Here is an 18553-nt window from a genome sequence, read left to right as displayed (position 1 = left end):
GTGTCATTTTGATTGCTTTGTGGAATCTTCGGGTGTTATACCAGATGGTGTGTGCGAATATTGTTTGTTTTGCATCATAAAACCCCGTGAATTCGTAACGTTCGATTACTTCCCGCTGAATGATGGAGTGGAATGCTTCGATGTAGGAATTTTCTTCCGGTGTTGCGATGTGTGTGAACTCTTGATTGGCTTCCGCTGTGCGAAGGTATTGCTTTACGTTGTTGGCAATAAATTGAGATCCATTGTCATTTCGAATGGTTACTCCTTTGATTCCGTATTCGTTGTTTATTCGTCTAAATGCATTGATGACATCAATTTGTTTGATGCTTTTTTGAAATATCTGACCCACGATTTTACGAGAAAAGACATCGATGATAGTTAGCAAGTAAAAGTTTCTTTTTTCGCCGTGTACATAGACGTATTTAATGTCTAGGCATAGGTATTCCATTGGATAGGAAGCCTGAATCTTACGGTGTTGGACAAACTTGCGTTTGCCGCTGGTTCGTATCACTTTACCCAAAAGTAGGTTGTGTTCGTCCATTAATCGGTAAACTTTTTTCTTGTTAATGTAATAATCAAGCTTGCGTAATTCCCCTGTTACATTTTCATACCCGTAGCAGCAAAACTCTTGCGAGAGGATGTCTTTAATTTGCTCGATAACGATTTGATTTTCGACCTTCTCTCCATCTTGTTTCCACGTATGAGAACTGGCTTTAACGCCCGGTTTTCCACCTGTAGACTTATAATAGTAAACACTGGAAGGAAGGTTAGACCAAGATAAAAGCATACGTGTAGGAGCCTGCTGAAAGTATTGAGAAACGATCATCTTCTTGTCTTGGTTAGCACAGGGCTTTTTTTTAAAAGCTCTGATTTAAATTCTATTTCCAAGGCTTGTCGAGCGATAATTCTTTTCAATCGTTCGTTTTCTTCTTCCAAAGCCCTAAGCTCTGGATCTATTCGCTTATAGGCAGACTTTAATCCTTCAACTCCTTTGGAAAGGTATTTATTCTTCCACTTAGCATATAGACTAGGTGCTAAATTATACTTCCGGCACGTTACTGTAGTGCCCTCTCTTTGACCTTCTTGAAGTATCGCTAAACGATCTTCTGGTGTGAAAATTCTTCTTTCTCTTTTCATAGTTCCCTAATTTAATTGGTTCTAAACTCTTTTTAAAATTTAGTCCAGTCTATTAGGGGGTTAGTACATTAATTCATGAACCATCATGCCACTAAGATTCGCTCTAGTGGCATTTTTATTTTATCACCTCATTGAGGTCAGATCCGACCTTGTGTCAGATATGTCCTTTAAGCAAATTTGAACATGAAATTAAAGAAGGAAGAACTTGTTTCTCGAGTTGGTAGTAAGATACGGGAGATACGAAAGGAAAAAGGTCTTACTATCGAGAAGCTCGCCTTAGAGGCTGAAATTGAGAGCAAACAGTTGCGCAGAATCGAACTCGGTCAGATTAATACCAGTGTCTACCAAATCTATAATCTATCACATACTTTGGATGTTAAAATGCACGACATCTTTATTTTTAATCATTGATTAATATGGCTAAAAGTTTATTAATAAATGCAATTCAAAGGTTATTTAACAACTATAAGTGGTCGGACATTTCTAAACTTGGCCAAGTTAGCTTCGAAGAATATATCTCAAAACTAAATCCTAGTCAGACTAAAGTTATTGAAGACGATAAATTTAAAAGAATTCAATGGGAGGATGAGCAGACCCTATACATAGTTCGATTCACTAAGGGAGGGAAATTCCTAATGATAGAGAGAGAAGTTTGGTATGAATATCAATTGCCATTTTTTAAAAAGAAAATAATCTTAGATGAACGTAAAAGCTAAACTCTCCTATTTTCGTTTGGTCTACGTCTCATTGTTCTTTGCTTGTATAACCACTGATTTATTAGCTCAGTTGAATGATAAGGGAATTACAACCAGCAAACCCGCTAGGCTTAGCAATTTAATTACCCTATTAAAGGCAGAAATTAGTTCCTCCCTTAAAGCCAAAGAAGTGGGCTTCTGTTATGCCGATCATTCCTCGCCTACCATAATGGATGGCAAAATCATTTGTACACAAAGCAAGGAGACAAATTCGATTAGTACTATTGTTGCTCAGAATCAATTTAAGAAAGGTAAAACGTACTATGTTAGAGCATACTCAATTGTCGGCAGCACAGTTCTATATGGAAATGAAGAAACAATTAGCTTGGAGCAGCAACAATATGAAATTGGGCAGAGGGCTTTCGGCGGGATCATTGCCTATATATTTGAGCCCAGAGACAAATTGTATGTAAAAGGAGAGATTCACGGAATTATTGCTGCCGAATCAGACCTACCTGGTACACATGCTTGGAATACAGCAATTGAAGTTAATATGAAGAAGTCGCCTATTTCTCTTACGAGACAATTAGAGGAAGGACTTGGTAATGGAGCTACTAATACACGAACTATTACAAGTGATTTACGTAATAGAATACAAGAATTAAGCATTAATATCCCTGTAAAGGCCACCTATCCTGCCGCAGCGGAAATGTGCTCTACACTTAAATTGAACTCATATGACGATTGGTTTCTGCCAAGTTTGAACGAAATGAAAATTATGTGGTTCCATCAAACAGCAGAACTTAATCTGAGCAAAAAAAATGTTTATTGGACATCCACCTCATATAATCCAAACAAAGCAGTTGCATTCGCATTTAAAGAAACCCCTTTAATCAAAGAAGTAAATCAAGGGTTGAAATTTGCTGTTAGACCAATGAGATATTTTTAGGTATTAAGAACAGAGATTTGATTACAGGCCTCACTTTTAGTGGGGTCTTTGTATTATTAGACAATAACTCTGTTTGATCACAGGAGCTTTTAGAGGAGCTCTAGTAAATGCCCCCCCTACCCCCCCAACACGTTTGTGTGGAGAAAATAGGGGAGCATTTATTAAAGTAAATCTATTTGATCCCGATCGCTATAGGTTCACTCCCATGCTGGAAAATGCAATCATCCAAATCACATGGTAGGGTTTTGTTTAAGTGGGTTAATACGATGGTTAAATTTTGCTACATCGCCCCAAACTCAGAAATTGTTGAGTTTAGGTTCCACGGGGTGAGCCATAATCACCCCACTCGCCGTCATCCATTATCTATTAAGATAATTGCTACCGCTTGAACGCCAGTCTAGGAACAATTGACTTGCTGCCACCCTAGAATTTTCAGGATAATATTTGCCTGATTATTTTCTGATCAAATTTACAAACAACCTTTATTGTAGGCAATAGGAAGCCTTAGTTCCTAGAAAACCCCGCTAACCAAGCTTGTTAAATGTTCGATTCCACTCAATCAGGGAATATTTTTGTAACTAATTCAGTTATACCAATTTTAATTGGCTAGTAACTAAGCTTCGGTAACTCATCCAAAGTACCCACCTGTTCCATCCCCAAACTACGCAGGTACTTCAAGCTGGTCATCATTGATTGGTGTGAACAAAGCCTCTGAACAAGATGCAGGTCTTTATCCCTTTTGAACACTGAACACACTGCTGAATGCCTAAAGGAATATAGAGTGTGGTTAGGGGTAATTACTCCACTGCGAACAAGCTTAGTCTTTACCCTTGCCCAACAAGTGGAGAAATACCATTCATTTAGTGGTTTCAGCTCATTAGTAAAGATGTTAAACTGATCGGGAAGTGCTAGTACCCCATTTGCTATCAGAATTGTCCTAATGTTTTCAGGAACTGGAATAGAGCGTATACGCTTTGACTTATTCTCATCTCCTGAGAGGGTTAAGATCGTTAAATCTTCGTTGAAGTTACCTCTAGTAAGTAATCTGACCTCTCTGTGAGGACGCAATAGCATACAATAAACAAACAATGCACACAAAAAGAGGTTATCACTTCTAGTTCGTACCGCTTCTAAACATACCTCCAGCTGTTTCTCTGTAAATGCTTGGTTATGGACAGCTTCTACTCTCCTGCAGGAAGTACCTTTGACTGGATTAATCTTCATTATACCACGTTGTAGGATCTTATTGAACACTGCAGATAAGGTTCTGCGTTTGATAGCATAGTAAGCACTAGAGGAATTAAACCTCGAAAGAAAGCTTTCTACGGTAGCAGAGGTAATAGCATCCACCTCTTTGTCAAGAATCTCCAAACTACGTGCATAATCTAAGAACTCTTGGGTAACTATGGTGGTATCACGAATATACTTCTTAGAATAAGATGAAGTATTCAGCTCTTTAAGCATTGTTGTTAGCACCTCTTCAATTAACCACCTCTTAAGACCAGGGAGCCATCCTTTCTTTAGTTCAGCAATAACTATGTCTTCTAGTAAAATCAGTTCTCTGAGCCGCGATTTGGCTGTCTTTTTAAGGTTTGGAGAACATGATTTGCCGAATTGTGCACCTTGGTAGATGCGAACCCGCTTTTGGTTGATAAAGAAGTAAACATAGGACCGTTTGGAAAGGTCCTCACTGAAGAAGATTTTAGGTGTGATTTGCATTTACTGACCCAGTTTGTGACTCAGGCAATCCAAAACCACTCAAAAAGACTGTTTCCTCCTTAGCTCAGCTGGTAGAGCAACTGATTTGTAATCAGTAGGTCATTGGTTCGATCCCGATAGGAGGCTCTGAAAATAAGGCAGTTATAACGAAAGTTATAGCTGCTTTTTCATTTGTACCAGATTTGTACCAAAAACTTATCTCTCCTTCCTCCATTCTCCACTCCACCGTATCCGATTTTATTACCGGTAATATTCTTGCACAAATCAAGGGCCTCAATTACGGCAGAGAAATATTTTTGGATTTTTTTCTATAATTTCGACTCTATCTGCTTTGCAAAATGGGAATTACCCCAGTTTGCAACTTCTATCAAAACTGGCATAAGACTAATCCCTGAGTCGGTTAAATTATATTCAACTCTTTGAGGCAGTTCATCTGATTCTAATCGATTAATTAACCCTAGTAACTCTAAATCTTTCAACTCTTTAGAAAGGACCTTGTTTGAAATGGCTGGCATCAATTGATTTAATTTGCCAAAACGGATCGTCTTATCCCCAATACAATTCAAAATAATAGGTTTCCATTTACCACCAATAATTGACATAGTTCGGGTTACGGGACATTGGAATGGATTATCGATAAAACGCATATACCGGTTACTTAGAGGTTACTACTAATTGATTTCTGGTTACAAATGTATACCAATATTCCGTAGTTTTGAAAAAAATAATTATATATGAAAAAAGTATTGATTTTAGGACTATGCTATTTGATGGCATCTTATCATGTTCTCGCACAGCAAAAGGAAATGATTTATGTGAATGCAAATTCAGGTAATGATGACGCAGCTGGTTCTCAAATGACGCCATTAAAATCGTTGTTTGAGGCTGCTAAGCGTGTGAATAAATTAGCTGGCAAAGGAAGTATACAAGTTTTCTTGTCAGAAGGTACGTATGGACTTGCAGAAACCGCTACATTCAATCCCACACAATGGGTATTTTCAAAACAAGATCGCCTCGAAATTCGCGCGGAGATTTTACCAGATAGTTCAGCTTGGGAACCTAATAAAATGCCCATAATTGTTTCGACAATGCCATTTAAACTTGAACGTGATGATAAGAAAGTAATCACGGGCGGTTCAAATTATGGTATTTTAATCGAAAGCAGTCATGCTACCATTCAAGGACTTCGTATATTAGGTGAACCTGTGCATGAAAAACCCAAAGCGGGTGTACTCGTTCGAAATTATCCAATCGTATGGGAAGGTAAAAACTTGAGTGATTTGCGCGTTACACAATGCCTGTTTCTAGGGAATCAATTCGCATTACCTAACCACTTGGGCATATTATCCAATGGAAAGCAATTAGAAGTCGATCATTGTGTCTTTTATGGGGTAAAAGATGCTGTAGTGATGTGGAATGCACCTGCTGAACAATCTAGTATGCATCATAATTTGATTTTGAATAGTTACGGTGCAGCTGTTTGGACTTGGTCAACAACACCTGACTTCAAATTTTATAACAATGTCATGAGTGGAATCAACGTCTTGTGGGTATTGGAGAAAGAAGCAAAAAATGCTTACCAGATTCAGAATTCTATGGTTATTGGCTATAATCAATTAGTGAATCAAGGTGGAGGCCCACAAGATTTTGGTACACCAGCCAATCCAAAGAAATTGATGTATGGTTCTGATTTTGTTCTTCAAAAAACAGGCGGTTTATCTATCGAGGAAGACCAAACAAGTCGTTATTATTTACAAATAAAACCTGGAACTTTAGGAACTTCTTATGGGGCGGGGTTATTTTATAAATTATCAAATGAGAAATAAGGGTTTTATAGCCGTAATGATATTGTTGGCCGCACCCATGTATGGTCAGCAATTCACTTGGGAAAAGCAAACATTTTCCGCCATTAATTCAATTGCTAAAGTAGTTGAATTAGACGGAGCAAAAGTTTTAGAAGTTACTAGAGACTTAGTCAAATCTCCCTTTGATATTAATAATATTGAGAACTCTGTGGATGGACCGACCTTTGTTAAGTTGGCAAATACTGACATCGAAAATGGTATCATCGAAGTGAAGATGTTAAGTAAGATTCAAGTAGATTCACCGTTCCCACAAGCAAGAGGATTCATCGGTTTGGCCTATCGCATCGATGAGGCGAATACCCAATTTGAGAATATTTATTTGCGACCAAGTAATGGTCGAGCTGATGACCAACTGCGCAGAAACCATACTGTTCAGTATTTTGCCTATCCTGGTTATACTTTCAGCCGCTTGCGAAAAGAAGCTAATGGCTTATATGAAACCTATGCGGATATCGGATTAAACGAATGGATTGATGTCCGATTAGAATATCAAGGAGAGAAGGTCACTTTGTTTATTAACAACCAAAAGTCACCAAATTTTATTGTCAACAAAATGTTGGGCAAATCAACGCGAGGAAGCATTGGTTTGTGGGTAGAAGTAGGGACAATTGGCTACTTTAAAGACTTGAAAGTAACGAAGAATTAAATAAAAAAGGGGCTTAATTAATAGCCTCTTTTTTTATTTACTTGAAAAATAACTCAATACGATTTCATTGAACTCTTTCGGATTCGTTGTAAACCGTATGCTGCAAGCAACCCGTAAAGAAGCCCTGAATTTATTAGATTTGGGAATTGCCTCCGTGGAAGATATTGACCAGGCTGTTATAAAAGGTCTCGGCTATCCGATGGGCCCATTTCAGTTGCTCGACTTAACAGGCATCGACTTAGCTTATCATGTTGGAATGGAAAAATACCAAGCATCAGGAAATGAAGATGATAAACCATCTCCAACTATCGTGGAGAAGTTCAACAAAGGAGAATGGGGAAAGTAAGTGGGCAAGGGATTTTATACTTATTGATGCTTGACTTCATTCAATCCTCATAGGGGGTTCTGAGAAGCTCGACAGCAATGTCGGGCTTTTTTGTTGCCCTGCCCCCTGATAATTTCCTCTAAAAACTGATTATTTTCTTACAAATCCACAATTACAACTGAAAGTGCACTATATTGCACAAATCTGCCTAAATCAGCCTACAGTAATCATTAATTACAAACAAAAGAGCATTATAATGCACCAACAAGACATCATAGAAACACTAAAAAAGCGACGTATTACGCTCCAAGTGAACCAAGAGACCCTTGCTATGCTGTCAGGTGTAGGTCTACGAACGGTCAAACAATTTGAAAGCGGAAAAGGAAATCCTACCTTGGAGACGATTCAAAAACTAGCCGATGTACTAGGACTTGAAATGCAATTAGCCATTAAAAAAATAGCAACAGAAAATGAGGACAGCGACGATACTGTATAAGACTGAACCTGCAGGAATTTTGAGTCAACTGAATAATGGCAGTTTTCATTTTCACTATTTGGAGACATGGATAGAAGATAAAAAGAAACCGGCCATCAGCTTAACCATGCCTAAGTCAAAAAAGGAATTTAAGTCCCCTCAACTATTTCCAGTTTTCTTTCACTTGTTACCAGAGGGAGCAAATAAGCAAGCGGTTTGCAAGTTCAAGAAGATTGATCCGTCGGATCATTTTGGCATACTATTACATACCGCTCAATTCGATACGATAGGTGCGATAACGATTGAACAAATAGACTGATAAGTGAATATACCACTGCTTTCCTACTGCCCAAGTACACTAGCTGAAGGTCATTCCAGTTACTGCCGATCTGCGATTCAGCGACTATTCTCGAATCACAAGGTGCATCACGTGTTGCCCTATGATTCACCGACGAGTTCAGACGAGGTTTCTGGTATTTTCTTTGAGAATAGAACGATTATGTCTATTTCTGGAGTACAGGAAAAGTTTTCCCTCCTACTAAAGAAGAATAAGCTTCGATTAGCACAGCCGGGGGAAAGTGGTCATTATTTACTAAAGCCAATTCCTACTCTGGGCAAGAACAAGCATCTGATGCCTGCAAACGAGCATTTGACGATGCAGATAGCTAAACAGGTTTTTCAAATAGATACGGCAGAGAATGGGATTGTTTTTTTCCAAAATGGGGAAATGGCCTATTTGACGAAACGATTTGACCGAGATGAAGCTGGACTGAAACGAGGGAAAGAGGACTTTGCAGTTTTGGCAAACAGAACACCACAAACACACGGGGCGAATTACAAATACGAAGGAAATTACCTCGAATTGTTCCAAATCATGCAGCAATATGTGCCTGCCTATGCCACCGAGGCCCCTAAACTATTTAAAATCATCTTGTTTAATTACCTGTTTTCGAATGGAGATGCCCATTTAAAGAATTTCTCCTTACTAGAAACAGTGGATGGCGATTACATTCTGAGCCCGGCCTATGATTTATTGAATTCTCAATTACATATCGCAGATAGCGATTTTGCCTTACTAGGTGGCTTATATCCGAAGGCGCAATACCAGGGAAAATTAATCCATCAGTTTATACACTTGGGAAAAATGGCAAATATCCCTGAAAAAATGGTAGAACGAATTCTCGAACAAATGCAGGCGAATTCGACGGAGATTGAAATGTTGATTCGACGCTCCTTTCTAGAAGAAAGTGCTCAGAAAAACTATTATCAAAGTTACCAGGGACGGTTGAAACGACTGAAAATCTAGTAAATTGCAATATTATGTCTAAACCGATTCTTCTCATCAGATACTGCCCGAAATGCAACTGGTTACTGCGAGCAGCCTATGTGGCCCAAGAACTCCTCAGTACATTCGAACTAGAAGCTGGGGGTGTCATGTTAAAGCCTAGCCAAATTGCAGGAGAATTCTCCATTTCTATAGATGATAAACCTTTGTTTGACAGAAAGTTAAACGGAGGATTTGAGGAAATAAAGGTGATTAAGCAACTCGTTCGAGACGAAATCTGTCCTGAAAAAATATTAGGACACAGCGACAAATGATCGGTCTACTCATGGCAGGTGGGGCTAGCACTCGGATGGGAACCGATAAAGGTTTGTTGCTAGATAAGGCTGGAAAATTATGGGCCAAAAAAACATTTGAATTACTTGAAAAAGGGAATTTATCCTGTTTCGTCAGCCTCAATTCTAGTCAATTAGATACGTACCAAGCCCATTTTTCAATTAAATCGTTAGTGATTGACAATTCTAAAATCCCAGTAAAAGGCCCTTTACTTGGTATATTAAGTGTGCATCAGCAATTTCCCAAAGAGGATCTTTTTGCTTTGGCAACAGATCTTCCTTATTTGTCATTTGCTCAGATCGAGCGACTACTCGTATTTCGGGAACAAAATCCTAAACGGGGGATTTGGGTATACAGAAGTCATAAAGGGCCAGAACCACTTTGTGCGATTTATTCAGCGCGGATTTTAGCTCAAATCTTATCCGCACCTCCACAAAAATTCAGCCTAACGGCACTTTTGGATCAATTCCCAACAGCCTATTTACCAATCCTTCCGGAAGAAATGGATAATTTCGAGAATGTCAATTTCCCAATATACGGAAAGTCACTTTAGGCGCATTGCACAATTCACAGCAATAATCATCTTCCAGATTCATAAACGGCGTTCCGGGTTCAATACCTTGAGAGAGGTCACCGTAGGCTGGGTCATAACGTGTTAAACACGCAACACAGAAATAACGATTTTCTTCCAAGCTTTCCTCAGTGCGGACTTCTGATCGAATGGTTTGGCGCACCTGGGTGGCCCTATATTTATAAAATGACAAAATGGCTCGACGCAATTGCTCACCCAACACAAATTTAGGTACACTTGAACAAAATAGATAGCCTGTCCGCTGATTAGGATTAAAATCATGCGCGCATAAAATATCATATACGTAAAATAAACCCCACAAAACAGATCGCGAGCGTACCACGATTCCACCAAAAACTTCACTTTTCGGCCTTGTTTTAATCCCAATACTTAATCCAAACGAACGGGTATCTTCTCTATTTAAATGCCGGACCAAAAATTGCTTTAAGGCTAAACCTTTCGGACTATGATCTTCTAATTGAAAATTCAATTCGTTCGCGGCATGACGCATATTTATTTGATGCTTTTCTAACAGCAAATTCCAAGCGCACTTGTCCTTTTCCTCGATTCCCTTTATCATTAATGATTTCCAAGGAGTAGAACCAATTTGACCCACTTTGGTATCTAAACACAACAAGCATACTTCGCGTAAAAAATCACAGCTAAATAATTCTTTACGCCGATAAATACCTAACCAATACCGGTTGTTATACCGATTCAAGCCTTCGTAATAAGGCAAATTGAATGGTGGTAATTCAGCTGTCGACTGAGCCTTACGAATTATATAACTTTTAACCTCCAAACGAGAAAGTAAAAGCTCTCCACTCGCCGCTTCCTGCCCATAAAATGATTGCTTATCGGATAAAATTAAGCTTTCTAGCTGTTTTGAAAAAGCTGCCACATCTTGAGTATACACTAATTCTGTCCACTCATAAATCACATTAGTTTTCGGAAAACGGACAAATAAATGCCAAAAATGTGGCTCTGTAGCGGATGCAACCCAATTGATATTCCCCGTCAATAAAGGAGTAAAACTTTGATTACTATCGGATATATTTATTTTTAAAGTAGGTTGGTAATTAATTCCATCTAAAATATCTCGGTAAACTCCTTCATTCAGCCATGTACCTTGTATAAACACCTCCTCCGCGGGATAGGAGCTAACAATATTCGGGTAAATTTCTTGATCCACCTCGAAGACGATACCTGCTTCATCCAGTGAATGGACTAAATCCTCTAGAGAAGTAGCTTCCAACGGAATCAATAATTGTTGACGCAACCCAAAACGCACCTGCCGTAACTTCAGCGTATCTAGAACATTCAGAATCTCAAGTAAATCACCTGGAGAAATAATACCTCCCAGAAAATTAATTTTTATGTAACTCATACTAGTCCAAATTCACGCATAGCAATAGGAAAATTCTTGTTTTCATGACTAGGATTCGTCAATTTAAGAAGGCTGTATCGCTGCAAATCACTTAATGCATTCCAGCTATTGAGTGTAACCTCCCAACCAAATTCCAAAGCCTTAGAACAAATACTTTGGGGCACATTTTTTCCAGCTTGCCATCCCACTAAAATTTTTGATTCAGACAATTGTGCTGGGGGTTGACCGGTATAATTTTCAATTAATTGGGCCAAAAATTGAGAGTACATAGCCTTTTCTGTAACTGATTCACACGAATTCATTGCCAAGGCTAACTTCTCATCTGAACCGAATTTCGCCCAAGCGGCTAAGCTCAATTTTATCTGTACCGCGTCTAATTTAAATCGAACAGCCATCGGAATACAACGCATGTTCGCTTCCATAAAATCTTCCTCGAAGACAAAATACTCAATATTTGCGTGACCTAAAAAGATCGAAGGGGCTAATATTTTCATGAAATTATTTTTTGTTTCAACGTTCTATCTAACAAAGCTTTCACTTCTGGCCGGCAGCTGCCGCAGCCCATACCCGCACCAGATAATTGGCATAATTGTAAGTGATCGCTACAGCCTGCTTCGATTTTTTGAATTACATTTCCTTCCCCTACCCCATTACAAGAACAGACCACCTTCCCAAGTATCGGCTCAGGCGCTTTGCCTGATCGTAATAAAAGCAATCGTTTCTCACTTAGCTCTAATTTTTGCTCAATCAAATTTCGGAATTCTAAAAATTCCCGCTTATCTCCAATCAAAATGGCGCCTATTAGGCGGTCATTGTGAATAATGCATTTTTTATAAAATCGTTTGGCTTTGTCCATAAAAATCACCTCCTCAAAGGCTGGATCTTTAGGACATTCCACTACTCCCATAGAACAGAGATCCGTACCGGGCATCTTTAATATATTCATCAACAAAGATCCACTATATTGACGGGAGATATCGCCATTGAGGTAGCGAGCTAAGACCTCAGCTTGCTGTTCAGCCGCTGCAGTAATGCCATACAAAACCCCATTGCATTCCGCTATTTCTCCTATCGCGAAAATGGAAGGATCACTTGTTTGTAAGTAGGCGTCTACTACCACACCGCGCTGCGTGAGTAAATCAGCTTGTTTAGCTAATTCGATGTTTGGGATTGTACCAATGGCAATGACAATAGCTTGACAAGGTAAAGTAAGTCCACTTTTCAATCGGACACCTTCTACCGCATAATCGCCTAACAAGCGCTCTATTTCATCATTATAATGTATAGAGATCCCCCTATCCACTAATTCTTCATGCAAAAGCTGACTGCCTAATGGATCCAATTGGCGATCCATGAAGCGGGAGTTGCGATGAACCAAAGAAACGGGAATCTGCATTTCCTCTAAGGATGCGGCAAGCTCAATTCCGAGCAACCCGCCACCTACAATGACCACGGGACCATTGGCAGGATCCACATGAGCCTTGAAGCGATCTGCATCAGGCCGACTTCGCATCGTAAATATCCCCTCCAAAGGTGGCAAATCACGCAACATAGCTGGTCTACTACCTGTTGCTAAAATTAACACATCGTAGGAATGCACTTGTCCTTTCGAGTCGGTCACTGTCTTTGCTCCGCGATCAATCGAATCAATGCCGAGTCCACGGTACAACGAGATGGAATGTTCTTCCTCTTCTGCCTCCGACATTTTTACCAAATTCACCCAAGGCAAAGCCCCACTAATATAATCTGGCAACAAAACACGATTGTAAAAAGGTAAATCTTCTTTACTAAATACTACAATTTCATCTACGGAATTGTTTTGTCGGTACGATTTAACAAAGCCACAAGCACCAGCTCCAGCACCTACAACAACTATTTTTTGTTTCTGCTTAACAAAGGCCTGAACAGAAACGGCAGCAAATTTGAAATCGGGTTCCTTACTTTTCGGATCTACGAGACTCGAAGTAAGGTTATTTACTCGATTATCATCACGACCTGCGATTTTCCCCCAATGCATCGGCATAAAAACGCAACCACGTTTCAGATCATCACTTAACTTCGCCTTTACGCGAACGCATCCACGTTGATTCTTGACCTCGACGAGCGAACCTTCCTGAATGCGTAAGAAAGCCGCGTCATCTGGGTGAACCTCTACAAAGGATTCACCCATGTGCTGCTTTAATTTATTGACTTTCCCGGTCTTGGACATAGTGTGCCATTGATCTCGAATACGACCAGTATTCAAAATAAAGGGAAATTCTTCACTGCATTTTTCCGAAGTATTTTCATCTGATACCGACTGAATTTGGGCTTTCCCAGAGGGAGTATAAAATACACGATTTGTAAATAGACGCGAGGTACCAACACCCGTTGATCCGGCGGGGTAAGGCCATTGAACTGTCCGATTTTTCGTTAAAGTCGCATAATTTAGTCCACTAACATCTATGTGCGTACCTGCTGTTAATTGTGCATGTTCCGAATAAATGGCTGAGGCATTTTCAAAATCAAAACCTTGGTAACCCATTTCCTGGGCGAATCGACAGATAATTTCCGCATCTGGCAACGCCTCTCCTGGAGCATCGACAATTTTAGGTAAGTGAGAAATGCGCCGTTCAGCGTTTGTCATTGTCCCTTCTTTTTCGGCCCAAGCCGCAGCAGGAAAAACAACATCAGCATACTCTAAAGTTTCTGCCTGGTTGGAAATTTCTTGAACTACAACAAATTTGGCCTTTTTCAAACCCGCCTCCACCTGACGAACATTCGGCATACTAGTCAATGGATTCGTACAAATTATCCACACCGCCTTTAAGGTACCGTCATCTAGTGCTTGGAACATTTCTGTAGCACTTAAACCAGGCTTGGCAGCGATACTTCCAGCAGGAACACCCCAGAATTGCTCCACTTCAGCCCGATGTGCTGGATTTAATAAATCACGGTGGGCTGGCAGTAGATTAGAGAGTCCTCCTACTTCCCGGCCGCCCATGGCATTAGGCTGACCCGTTAAAGAAAGTGGGCCGGCACCTGGGCGACCTATTTGGCCTGTAATGAGATTCAAATTAATCAGCGAGAGATTTTTATTTACACCCACCGCACTTTGATTCAAGCCCATAGTCCACATACTCATGTAGCTTTTCGCACCTGCAATGTAGCTAGCTGCTTGCGTAATTTTCGCTAACGAAACGCCACAAATCAACGCTGATTCCTCCACCGACTTTAAAAAAACAGATGTTCGGTACGCCTCATACCCCTCTGCATGGTCACGAATAAAGGTATGATCTACCGCGTCCATTTCAATTAACAGGCGCCCAATAACATGATGCAAAACAACATCAGTTCCAGGATTGACCTGCAAGTGAATATCCGCTATAGCACAGGTCTGCGTCTTGCGGGGATCACTCACAATAATTTTCAAATCTGGATTGCGGGCTTTGGCAGCCTCCACCCTTCGCCAAAGTATGGGATGACACCAAGCAGGATTTGCACCTGCTACAAAAATAACATCCGCTAATTCAATATCAGCATAGGAAACGGGCACCGAATCCTCTCCTAAACTCATTTTATAACCCACCACGGCAGAACTCATACACAAACGGGAATTTGTGTCAATGTTGTTACTGCCGATAAATCCTTTGATCAACTTATTGATTACATAGTATTCCTCAGTTAAACATTGACCAGAGGCATAAAATGCGACAGAATCTGGTCCATATTGAGCAATTAAGGACTTAAAGACAGCCGCTGTTCGCTGCATAGCCGATTCCCAGCTTACCCGAATGCGCGGCTGATTTTTAGCATAGCGCATCAATGGATAATGTAAACGGTCTGATACATCATTTACCGTATAGTGCAAATTCATACCTTTACTACACAATTGGCCGTCATTTACAGGATGCCCCATTTCCCCCTCAACAAGCAGGCGACCAAGCGCATCCTTTTTAACAGATACACCACAGCCGACCCCGCAGTAACAACAGGTACTTTTGTGTTCAGTACAACCAGGTTTGAGGGATTTTTCCATGTTGAATATTAGGCAACCGTTAATTCAAGCGCTTTTTTTGCTTCGCTAAATCGAGTAACAAAAATGATGGCGGATACGGCAATTACTATCATACCAATATAACCGAAGGCTTGCATATAGGTAATACTTTCGCTCTTAAATAAGAATCCAAATAACATACCACCCACATTTCCACCTGCACCTACCACTCCGCTCACAAAACCAACATTTTTCGTATTGACAAACGGAGTAATGGCATAAGTTGCCCCGTTTGCCATTTTTAAAAATAATGCAAAAGTGATCATCGATAGGATTGCTAAAGGTAAATTACCTGCATTGGCAAAAAGTAATAGGCCGACACCCTCTAACAATAAAACCGAAGCTAATAGCAAACCCTTGCCACGCATACCATAGGAGCGACCTACTCGATCGGCAAAAATACCTCCCAAGGCACGCGCAAAGATGTTCATAAAACCAAATGCTCCAGCCCAAAAGCCAGCGCTGCTTTGGGTTAAGTTGTATTCTTGCACAAAATGTAAGGCTGCCACATTATCAAACGTAATTTCCATACCAAAACAAACAGCATATGCCAAAGCCAAGGCCCAAACACGCCAATCTTTCAATACCGTAAAATCCGTTTTTGACTTCAATTGTACATCACGATCAATTTCATCATAATTGCCAGCAGGTGTATCTTTCGTAAATTTGAAATATACAAAGGCCATTAGTAGCATCATCACGCCGGGAAGAATCATCGCATAACGCCAAGCGTCAGCTTTGACATAACCAAAACCAACAATTGCCGTAAATACAACGGGCATTAACATATTCGTGATTCCTCCACCTAAATTACCCCATCCACCGGCAACAGCATTCGCTGTACCTTTGATGGCAGGCGAGAACATCATTGACGTATGAAATTGAGTGATCACAAAAGAAGCTCCCACGATACTGATTGCTAGGCGAAACAAAAGGAAACTACTGTAACTTTCAGCGAGTCCAACGCACATTACAGGAATCGCCCCCACTATTAGTAAAGCCGTATAGGTCTTCCGAGGTCCCCAAGTATCGCACAAGCGACCAATCAATAACCGAGCAATAATGGTTCCTGAAACGGAAGCAATAATAATATTCCCAATTTGTGGTTTAGTCAAATGCAAAGTTTCTTTAATTGTAGGCATCAATGGCGCTAGTCCAAACCAACCAAAGAAACAAACAAAAAAGGTCATCCAAGTAATATGAAACGTACGCATTTGTACCCCACGGAAGGAGAAAATGTTTAATTTTTCGAGCGGCAGATTGTTCTTCATTAGATTTTATTTAAGTGGATTATAATAGAATATTGAGTTGTAGGTAAGCCCATGAAGCTTGTTTTTGAGTGGTGCCGGGACTAAATCCCTTAGCCGATTCCATCGAATCGCTTGCTTGCATCACAGAAAAACCCATTTCAAGCATACTAAACTTGTTCAGCACATAGGTGCTAACCCAGTCTAGTTCGATACCTAAGAAGGGGTTAATTTTTTGACCATCTTGGGCCTTTTGATCCGCCTCCAACGCAAAATAATGCAGATCCATCCCTGAACTGAATCGTTTATTTTTAGCAACATACTTTGATTTTAGATACAAATCAGACAACCCTCCTGCCGGGGAACCCGTTCCTGCATAGAAGTAATCCATCAATCCCCAAAACTTATGTGGCGTCCCATACAAGGGATCAAATCGATGGTTGGTTTTCGAACTCGAAAAGGCATCATTTCCAGAAACAACATCCCAACCAAACGTATAGGCTATATTCCTAGGTTGATAGGTAATGGCTAACGAAGAAGTAAAGGCATCTAAAAGAAGGCCGTCTTTATCCTTGCCTGTTTGGTAATAAATGGCTCCATTAAAATTCCAAGCTTTTGCCAAAGGTGCAGAGAAGTTCGATCCTATTGTCCAACGCGCATTCAACACCGTAGAATGGTAGCGACGTCCAAATACATAAGCCGTATCTTTACCCGCTATATTCCGAGTGGAATCTAGACTATAAGCTCCAAATTGATCACTCAAAATGACTCCAGACCATTTCGCTTTACCTACGTTTTTTGAGAGGTACAAAAATTGCATCGATTTGTAATTTTGGCCCAAAGCATTCGTCGACGGAGGATTTACCAGACTAGCGACACCGTTCTTCGCTGATAAACCAGTAACTCCTACCAAAGGAATAATTCCTGCGGGAACGGCTACTAAATTCCCCTTGCTATCTTTCACATACGGAAGAACATTACCAGGCACATAATAGCTTCCGTCTGTTTGAAAAGCATCCGTATTTTGATTATATGCCATTCCCAAATCCACTCTCCAGCCTTTATTAATCAGTTTCAAAACCAGTGCATCATGTCGACGGCCTTGCTGCAACCAATCCAGATTCCCCAAAATACGTGAATCATCATACATCAATTCTTGCCTTCCTAACTTAATACCTAAGTACTCCACAAAACCTGGCAAAATTGTATCCTTTTTATTTACTAAACTGATTTCAGTCCAGGCTTCATGAACACCTAAACGAACACCATCCGCCGCTGAAATAGTTGATGCATCCTGACCCCAAACGCGTACATCTTGTATGGAAGTTTGAAATTGCACTCGACTACTTTTATAGGCACTCGTCAAACGAGTTCGTTGCGAAATAAAAAGGGCTGGGTCATACGTATTGAGACGAAGAATTCCGGCTCCGTCTCGGTATTCCGAGCGAGTGCGTATTTGGCCTGACCACGTTAATTGTCCGAAAGCCTGGCTTGCGAACAATAAAATAAGTGATAGGTATTTATAGTTCATGAGAATCAATTAAGAGAAATACATTACCTTCCCGAACTTCGACAGGATAAGTCGCAATGGAGCATTCGTCTCCGCTGAGGCATTCCCCTGATTTGAGGGAAAAAGTTTTCTTGTGAAAGGGACAGGCCACTTTGGGCTCTTCTCCTGCTGATCCGATCATCCCTCTACTTAAGGCCATTTGATGACGGTGGGGACATTCATTTTGGGTGGCGTACCACTCGCCTCTACGGGTAAAATTAAAGATAGCAATTTGTTGGTCTCCTACTTTTACACATACGCCACCATTCTCAGGTACATCATGTGTGGGACACGCGAGTATCCAATGTTGTTTTGTTGTTTCTACCATGGCTTA

21 protein-coding genes and 1 tRNA gene are annotated in these 18553 nt (G+C 40.3%); 12 read left to right on the top strand and 10 right to left on the bottom strand.

Going from position 1 to position 18553, the window contains the following annotated elements; translation table 11 throughout:
- Positions 1–826 (bottom strand): IS3 family transposase (locus EWU21_RS11185; protein ID WP_130896484.1); only part of this gene is annotated, 826 nt, incomplete at its 3' end.
- On the bottom strand, positions 823–1137 hold the full coding sequence (locus EWU21_RS11180) for a transposase (protein ID WP_130896482.1): 315 nt from the start codon (positions 1135–1137) through the stop codon (positions 823–825). The genes EWU21_RS11185 and EWU21_RS11180, both read right to left, overlap by 4 nt.
- A gap of 183 nt (positions 1138–1320) precedes the next feature.
- Between EWU21_RS11180 and EWU21_RS11465 the strand changes: the two genes are divergently transcribed.
- From EWU21_RS11465 to EWU21_RS11325, 3 genes are read left to right on the top strand one after another with little or no spacing between them, the layout of a single operon-like run.
- A complete protein-coding gene (locus EWU21_RS11465) occupies positions 1321–1548 on the top strand; it encodes a helix-turn-helix transcriptional regulator (protein WP_130897050.1) in 228 nt (75 codons plus the stop codon).
- 5 nt (positions 1549–1553) lie between these two features.
- The gene (locus EWU21_RS11170) at positions 1554–1853 is read left to right on the top strand and encodes a hypothetical protein (protein ID WP_130897049.1); all 300 of its coding nucleotides are present in this window, start codon (positions 1554–1556) and stop codon (positions 1851–1853) included.
- Complete coding sequence (locus EWU21_RS11325; protein ID WP_201738111.1) at positions 1837–2781, top strand: hypothetical protein; 945 nt, start codon at positions 1837–1839, stop codon at positions 2779–2781. Before EWU21_RS11170 ends, EWU21_RS11325 begins: the two co-directional genes overlap by 17 nt.
- 606 nt (positions 2782–3387) lie before the next feature.
- Here the strand turns inward: EWU21_RS11325 and EWU21_RS11160 are convergent.
- Positions 3388–4500: a tyrosine-type recombinase/integrase gene (locus EWU21_RS11160; protein WP_130897048.1), complete on the bottom strand. Its 1113-nt coding sequence runs from the start codon at positions 4498–4500 to the stop codon at positions 3388–3390.
- A 54-nt stretch (positions 4501–4554) separates the two neighbouring features.
- Between EWU21_RS11160 and EWU21_RS11155 the strand changes: the two genes are divergently transcribed.
- Positions 4555–4626 (top strand) — tRNA-Thr (locus EWU21_RS11155).
- A 182-nt stretch (positions 4627–4808) separates the two neighbouring features.
- Here EWU21_RS11155 and EWU21_RS11150 read toward each other — a convergent pair.
- Positions 4809–5102, bottom strand: a complete 294-nt coding sequence (locus EWU21_RS11150; protein WP_161566508.1) for a winged helix-turn-helix transcriptional regulator — start codon at positions 5100–5102, stop codon at positions 4809–4811.
- 132 nt (positions 5103–5234) lie between these two features.
- Between EWU21_RS11150 and EWU21_RS11145 the strand changes: the two genes are divergently transcribed.
- The 8 genes from EWU21_RS11145 to EWU21_RS11110 all read left to right on the top strand — a co-directional run bounded on the left by EWU21_RS11145 (position 5235) and on the right by EWU21_RS11110 (position 9982).
- Entirely contained in the window at positions 5235–6326 is a 1092-nt protein-coding gene (locus EWU21_RS11145; RefSeq protein WP_130897046.1) for a right-handed parallel beta-helix repeat-containing protein, read from the top strand.
- On the top strand, positions 6316–7011 hold the full coding sequence (locus EWU21_RS11140) for a LamG domain-containing protein (RefSeq protein WP_130897045.1): 696 nt from the start codon (positions 6316–6318) through the stop codon (positions 7009–7011). Before EWU21_RS11145 ends, EWU21_RS11140 begins: the two co-directional genes overlap by 11 nt.
- Positions 7012–7078: 67 nt before the next feature.
- Entirely contained in the window at positions 7079–7357 is a 279-nt protein-coding gene (locus tag EWU21_RS11135) for a 3-hydroxyacyl-CoA dehydrogenase family protein (protein ID WP_262707899.1), read from the top strand.
- A gap of 235 nt (positions 7358–7592) precedes the next feature.
- Entirely contained in the window at positions 7593–7832 is a 240-nt protein-coding gene (locus tag EWU21_RS11130; RefSeq protein ID WP_130897043.1) for a helix-turn-helix domain-containing protein, read from the top strand.
- Positions 7807–8130: a HipA N-terminal domain-containing protein gene (locus tag EWU21_RS11125; protein WP_130897042.1), complete on the top strand. Its 324-nt coding sequence runs from the start codon at positions 7807–7809 to the stop codon at positions 8128–8130. The genes EWU21_RS11130 and EWU21_RS11125 overlap by 26 nt, the downstream gene beginning before the upstream one ends.
- 3 nt (positions 8131–8133) lie before the next feature.
- A complete protein-coding gene (locus EWU21_RS11120; RefSeq protein ID WP_130897041.1) occupies positions 8134–9117 on the top strand; it encodes a HipA domain-containing protein in 984 nt (327 codons plus the stop codon).
- Positions 9118–9131: 14 nt separating this feature from the next.
- A complete protein-coding gene (locus EWU21_RS11115; RefSeq protein WP_130897040.1) occupies positions 9132–9410 on the top strand; it encodes a SelT/SelW/SelH family protein in 279 nt (92 codons plus the stop codon).
- Entirely contained in the window at positions 9407–9982 is a 576-nt protein-coding gene (locus EWU21_RS11110) for a molybdenum cofactor guanylyltransferase (RefSeq protein WP_130897039.1), read from the top strand. The genes EWU21_RS11115 and EWU21_RS11110 overlap by 4 nt, the downstream gene beginning before the upstream one ends.
- Here the strand turns inward: EWU21_RS11110 and EWU21_RS11105 are convergent.
- The 6 genes from EWU21_RS11105 to nirD are packed head-to-tail and all read right to left on the bottom strand — an operon-like array spanning position 9951 to position 18547.
- Complete coding sequence (locus EWU21_RS11105) at positions 9951–11387, bottom strand: rubredoxin (protein WP_130897038.1); 1437 nt, start codon at positions 11385–11387, stop codon at positions 9951–9953. The two genes, EWU21_RS11110 and EWU21_RS11105, sit on opposite strands and share 32 nt — an antisense overlap.
- Complete coding sequence (locus EWU21_RS11100; protein ID WP_130897037.1) at positions 11384–11881, bottom strand: nitrate reductase associated protein; 498 nt, start codon at positions 11879–11881, stop codon at positions 11384–11386. Before EWU21_RS11100 ends, EWU21_RS11105 begins: the two co-directional genes overlap by 4 nt.
- On the bottom strand, positions 11878–15405 hold the full coding sequence (locus EWU21_RS11095; RefSeq protein ID WP_130897036.1) for a nitrate reductase: 3528 nt from the start codon (positions 15403–15405) through the stop codon (positions 11878–11880). The genes EWU21_RS11100 and EWU21_RS11095 overlap by 4 nt, the downstream gene beginning before the upstream one ends.
- An 8-nt stretch (positions 15406–15413) precedes the next feature.
- Positions 15414–16694, bottom strand: coding sequence for a NarK family nitrate/nitrite MFS transporter (locus EWU21_RS11090; protein WP_130897035.1), 1281 nt, complete (start codon positions 16692–16694; stop codon positions 15414–15416).
- Between the two features lie 19 nt (positions 16695–16713).
- Positions 16714–18201: an alginate export family protein gene (locus EWU21_RS11085; RefSeq protein WP_130897034.1), complete on the bottom strand. Its 1488-nt coding sequence runs from the start codon at positions 18199–18201 to the stop codon at positions 16714–16716.
- Positions 18191–18547, bottom strand: a complete 357-nt coding sequence (gene nirD, locus EWU21_RS11080) for a nitrite reductase small subunit NirD (RefSeq protein ID WP_130897033.1) — start codon at positions 18545–18547, stop codon at positions 18191–18193. The genes EWU21_RS11085 and nirD overlap by 11 nt, the downstream gene beginning before the upstream one ends.
- Positions 18548–18553: the final 6 nt, after the last annotated feature.

It is taken from the genome of Aquirufa antheringensis, from assembly GCF_004307425.1.
Taxonomy (GTDB): domain Bacteria; phylum Bacteroidota; class Bacteroidia; order Cytophagales; family Spirosomataceae; genus Aquirufa; species Aquirufa antheringensis.
This window is presented reverse-complemented; position numbering and strand designations above follow the sequence as displayed.

What these genes read in the sequence shown, in the direction of transcription:
- EWU21_RS11095 (WP_130897036.1), bottom strand. Translation starts at nt 15,405, where the DNA reads ATGGAAAAATCCCTCAAACCTGGTTGTACTGAACACAAAAGTACCTGT.
- EWU21_RS11140 (WP_130897045.1), top strand. Translation starts at nt 6,316, where the DNA reads ATGAGAAATAAGGGTTTTATAGCCGTAATGATATTGTTGGCCGCACCC.
- EWU21_RS11325 (WP_201738111.1), top strand. Translation starts at nt 1,837, where the DNA reads ATGAACGTAAAAGCTAAACTCTCCTATTTTCGTTTGGTCTACGTCTCA.
- EWU21_RS11090 (WP_130897035.1), bottom strand. Translation starts at nt 16,694, where the DNA reads ATGAAGAACAATCTGCCGCTCGAAAAATTAAACATTTTCTCCTTCCGT.
- EWU21_RS11160 (WP_130897048.1), bottom strand. Translation starts at nt 4,500, where the DNA reads ATGCAAATCACACCTAAAATCTTCTTCAGTGAGGACCTTTCCAAACGG.
- EWU21_RS11465 (WP_130897050.1), top strand. Translation starts at nt 1,321, where the DNA reads ATGAAATTAAAGAAGGAAGAACTTGTTTCTCGAGTTGGTAGTAAGATA.
- EWU21_RS11170 (WP_130897049.1), top strand. Translation starts at nt 1,554, where the DNA reads ATGGCTAAAAGTTTATTAATAAATGCAATTCAAAGGTTATTTAACAAC.
- EWU21_RS11110 (WP_130897039.1), top strand. Translation starts at nt 9,407, where the DNA reads ATGATCGGTCTACTCATGGCAGGTGGGGCTAGCACTCGGATGGGAACC.
- EWU21_RS11180 (WP_130896482.1), bottom strand. Translation starts at nt 1,137, where the DNA reads ATGAAAAGAGAAAGAAGAATTTTCACACCAGAAGATCGTTTAGCGATA.
- EWU21_RS11145 (WP_130897046.1), top strand. Translation starts at nt 5,235, where the DNA reads ATGAAAAAAGTATTGATTTTAGGACTATGCTATTTGATGGCATCTTAT.
- EWU21_RS11150 (WP_161566508.1), bottom strand. Translation starts at nt 5,102, where the DNA reads ATGTCAATTATTGGTGGTAAATGGAAACCTATTATTTTGAATTGTATT.
- EWU21_RS11085 (WP_130897034.1), bottom strand. Translation starts at nt 18,201, where the DNA reads ATGAACTATAAATACCTATCACTTATTTTATTGTTCGCAAGCCAGGCT.
- EWU21_RS11115 (WP_130897040.1), top strand. Translation starts at nt 9,132, where the DNA reads ATGTCTAAACCGATTCTTCTCATCAGATACTGCCCGAAATGCAACTGG.
- EWU21_RS11100 (WP_130897037.1), bottom strand. Translation starts at nt 11,881, where the DNA reads ATGAAAATATTAGCCCCTTCGATCTTTTTAGGTCACGCAAATATTGAG.
- nirD (WP_130897033.1), bottom strand. Translation starts at nt 18,547, where the DNA reads ATGGTAGAAACAACAAAACAACATTGGATACTCGCGTGTCCCACACAT.
- EWU21_RS11105 (WP_130897038.1), bottom strand. Translation starts at nt 11,387, where the DNA reads ATGAGTTACATAAAAATTAATTTTCTGGGAGGTATTATTTCTCCAGGT.
- EWU21_RS11130 (WP_130897043.1), top strand. Translation starts at nt 7,593, where the DNA reads ATGCACCAACAAGACATCATAGAAACACTAAAAAAGCGACGTATTACG.
- EWU21_RS11125 (WP_130897042.1), top strand. Translation starts at nt 7,807, where the DNA reads ATGAGGACAGCGACGATACTGTATAAGACTGAACCTGCAGGAATTTTG.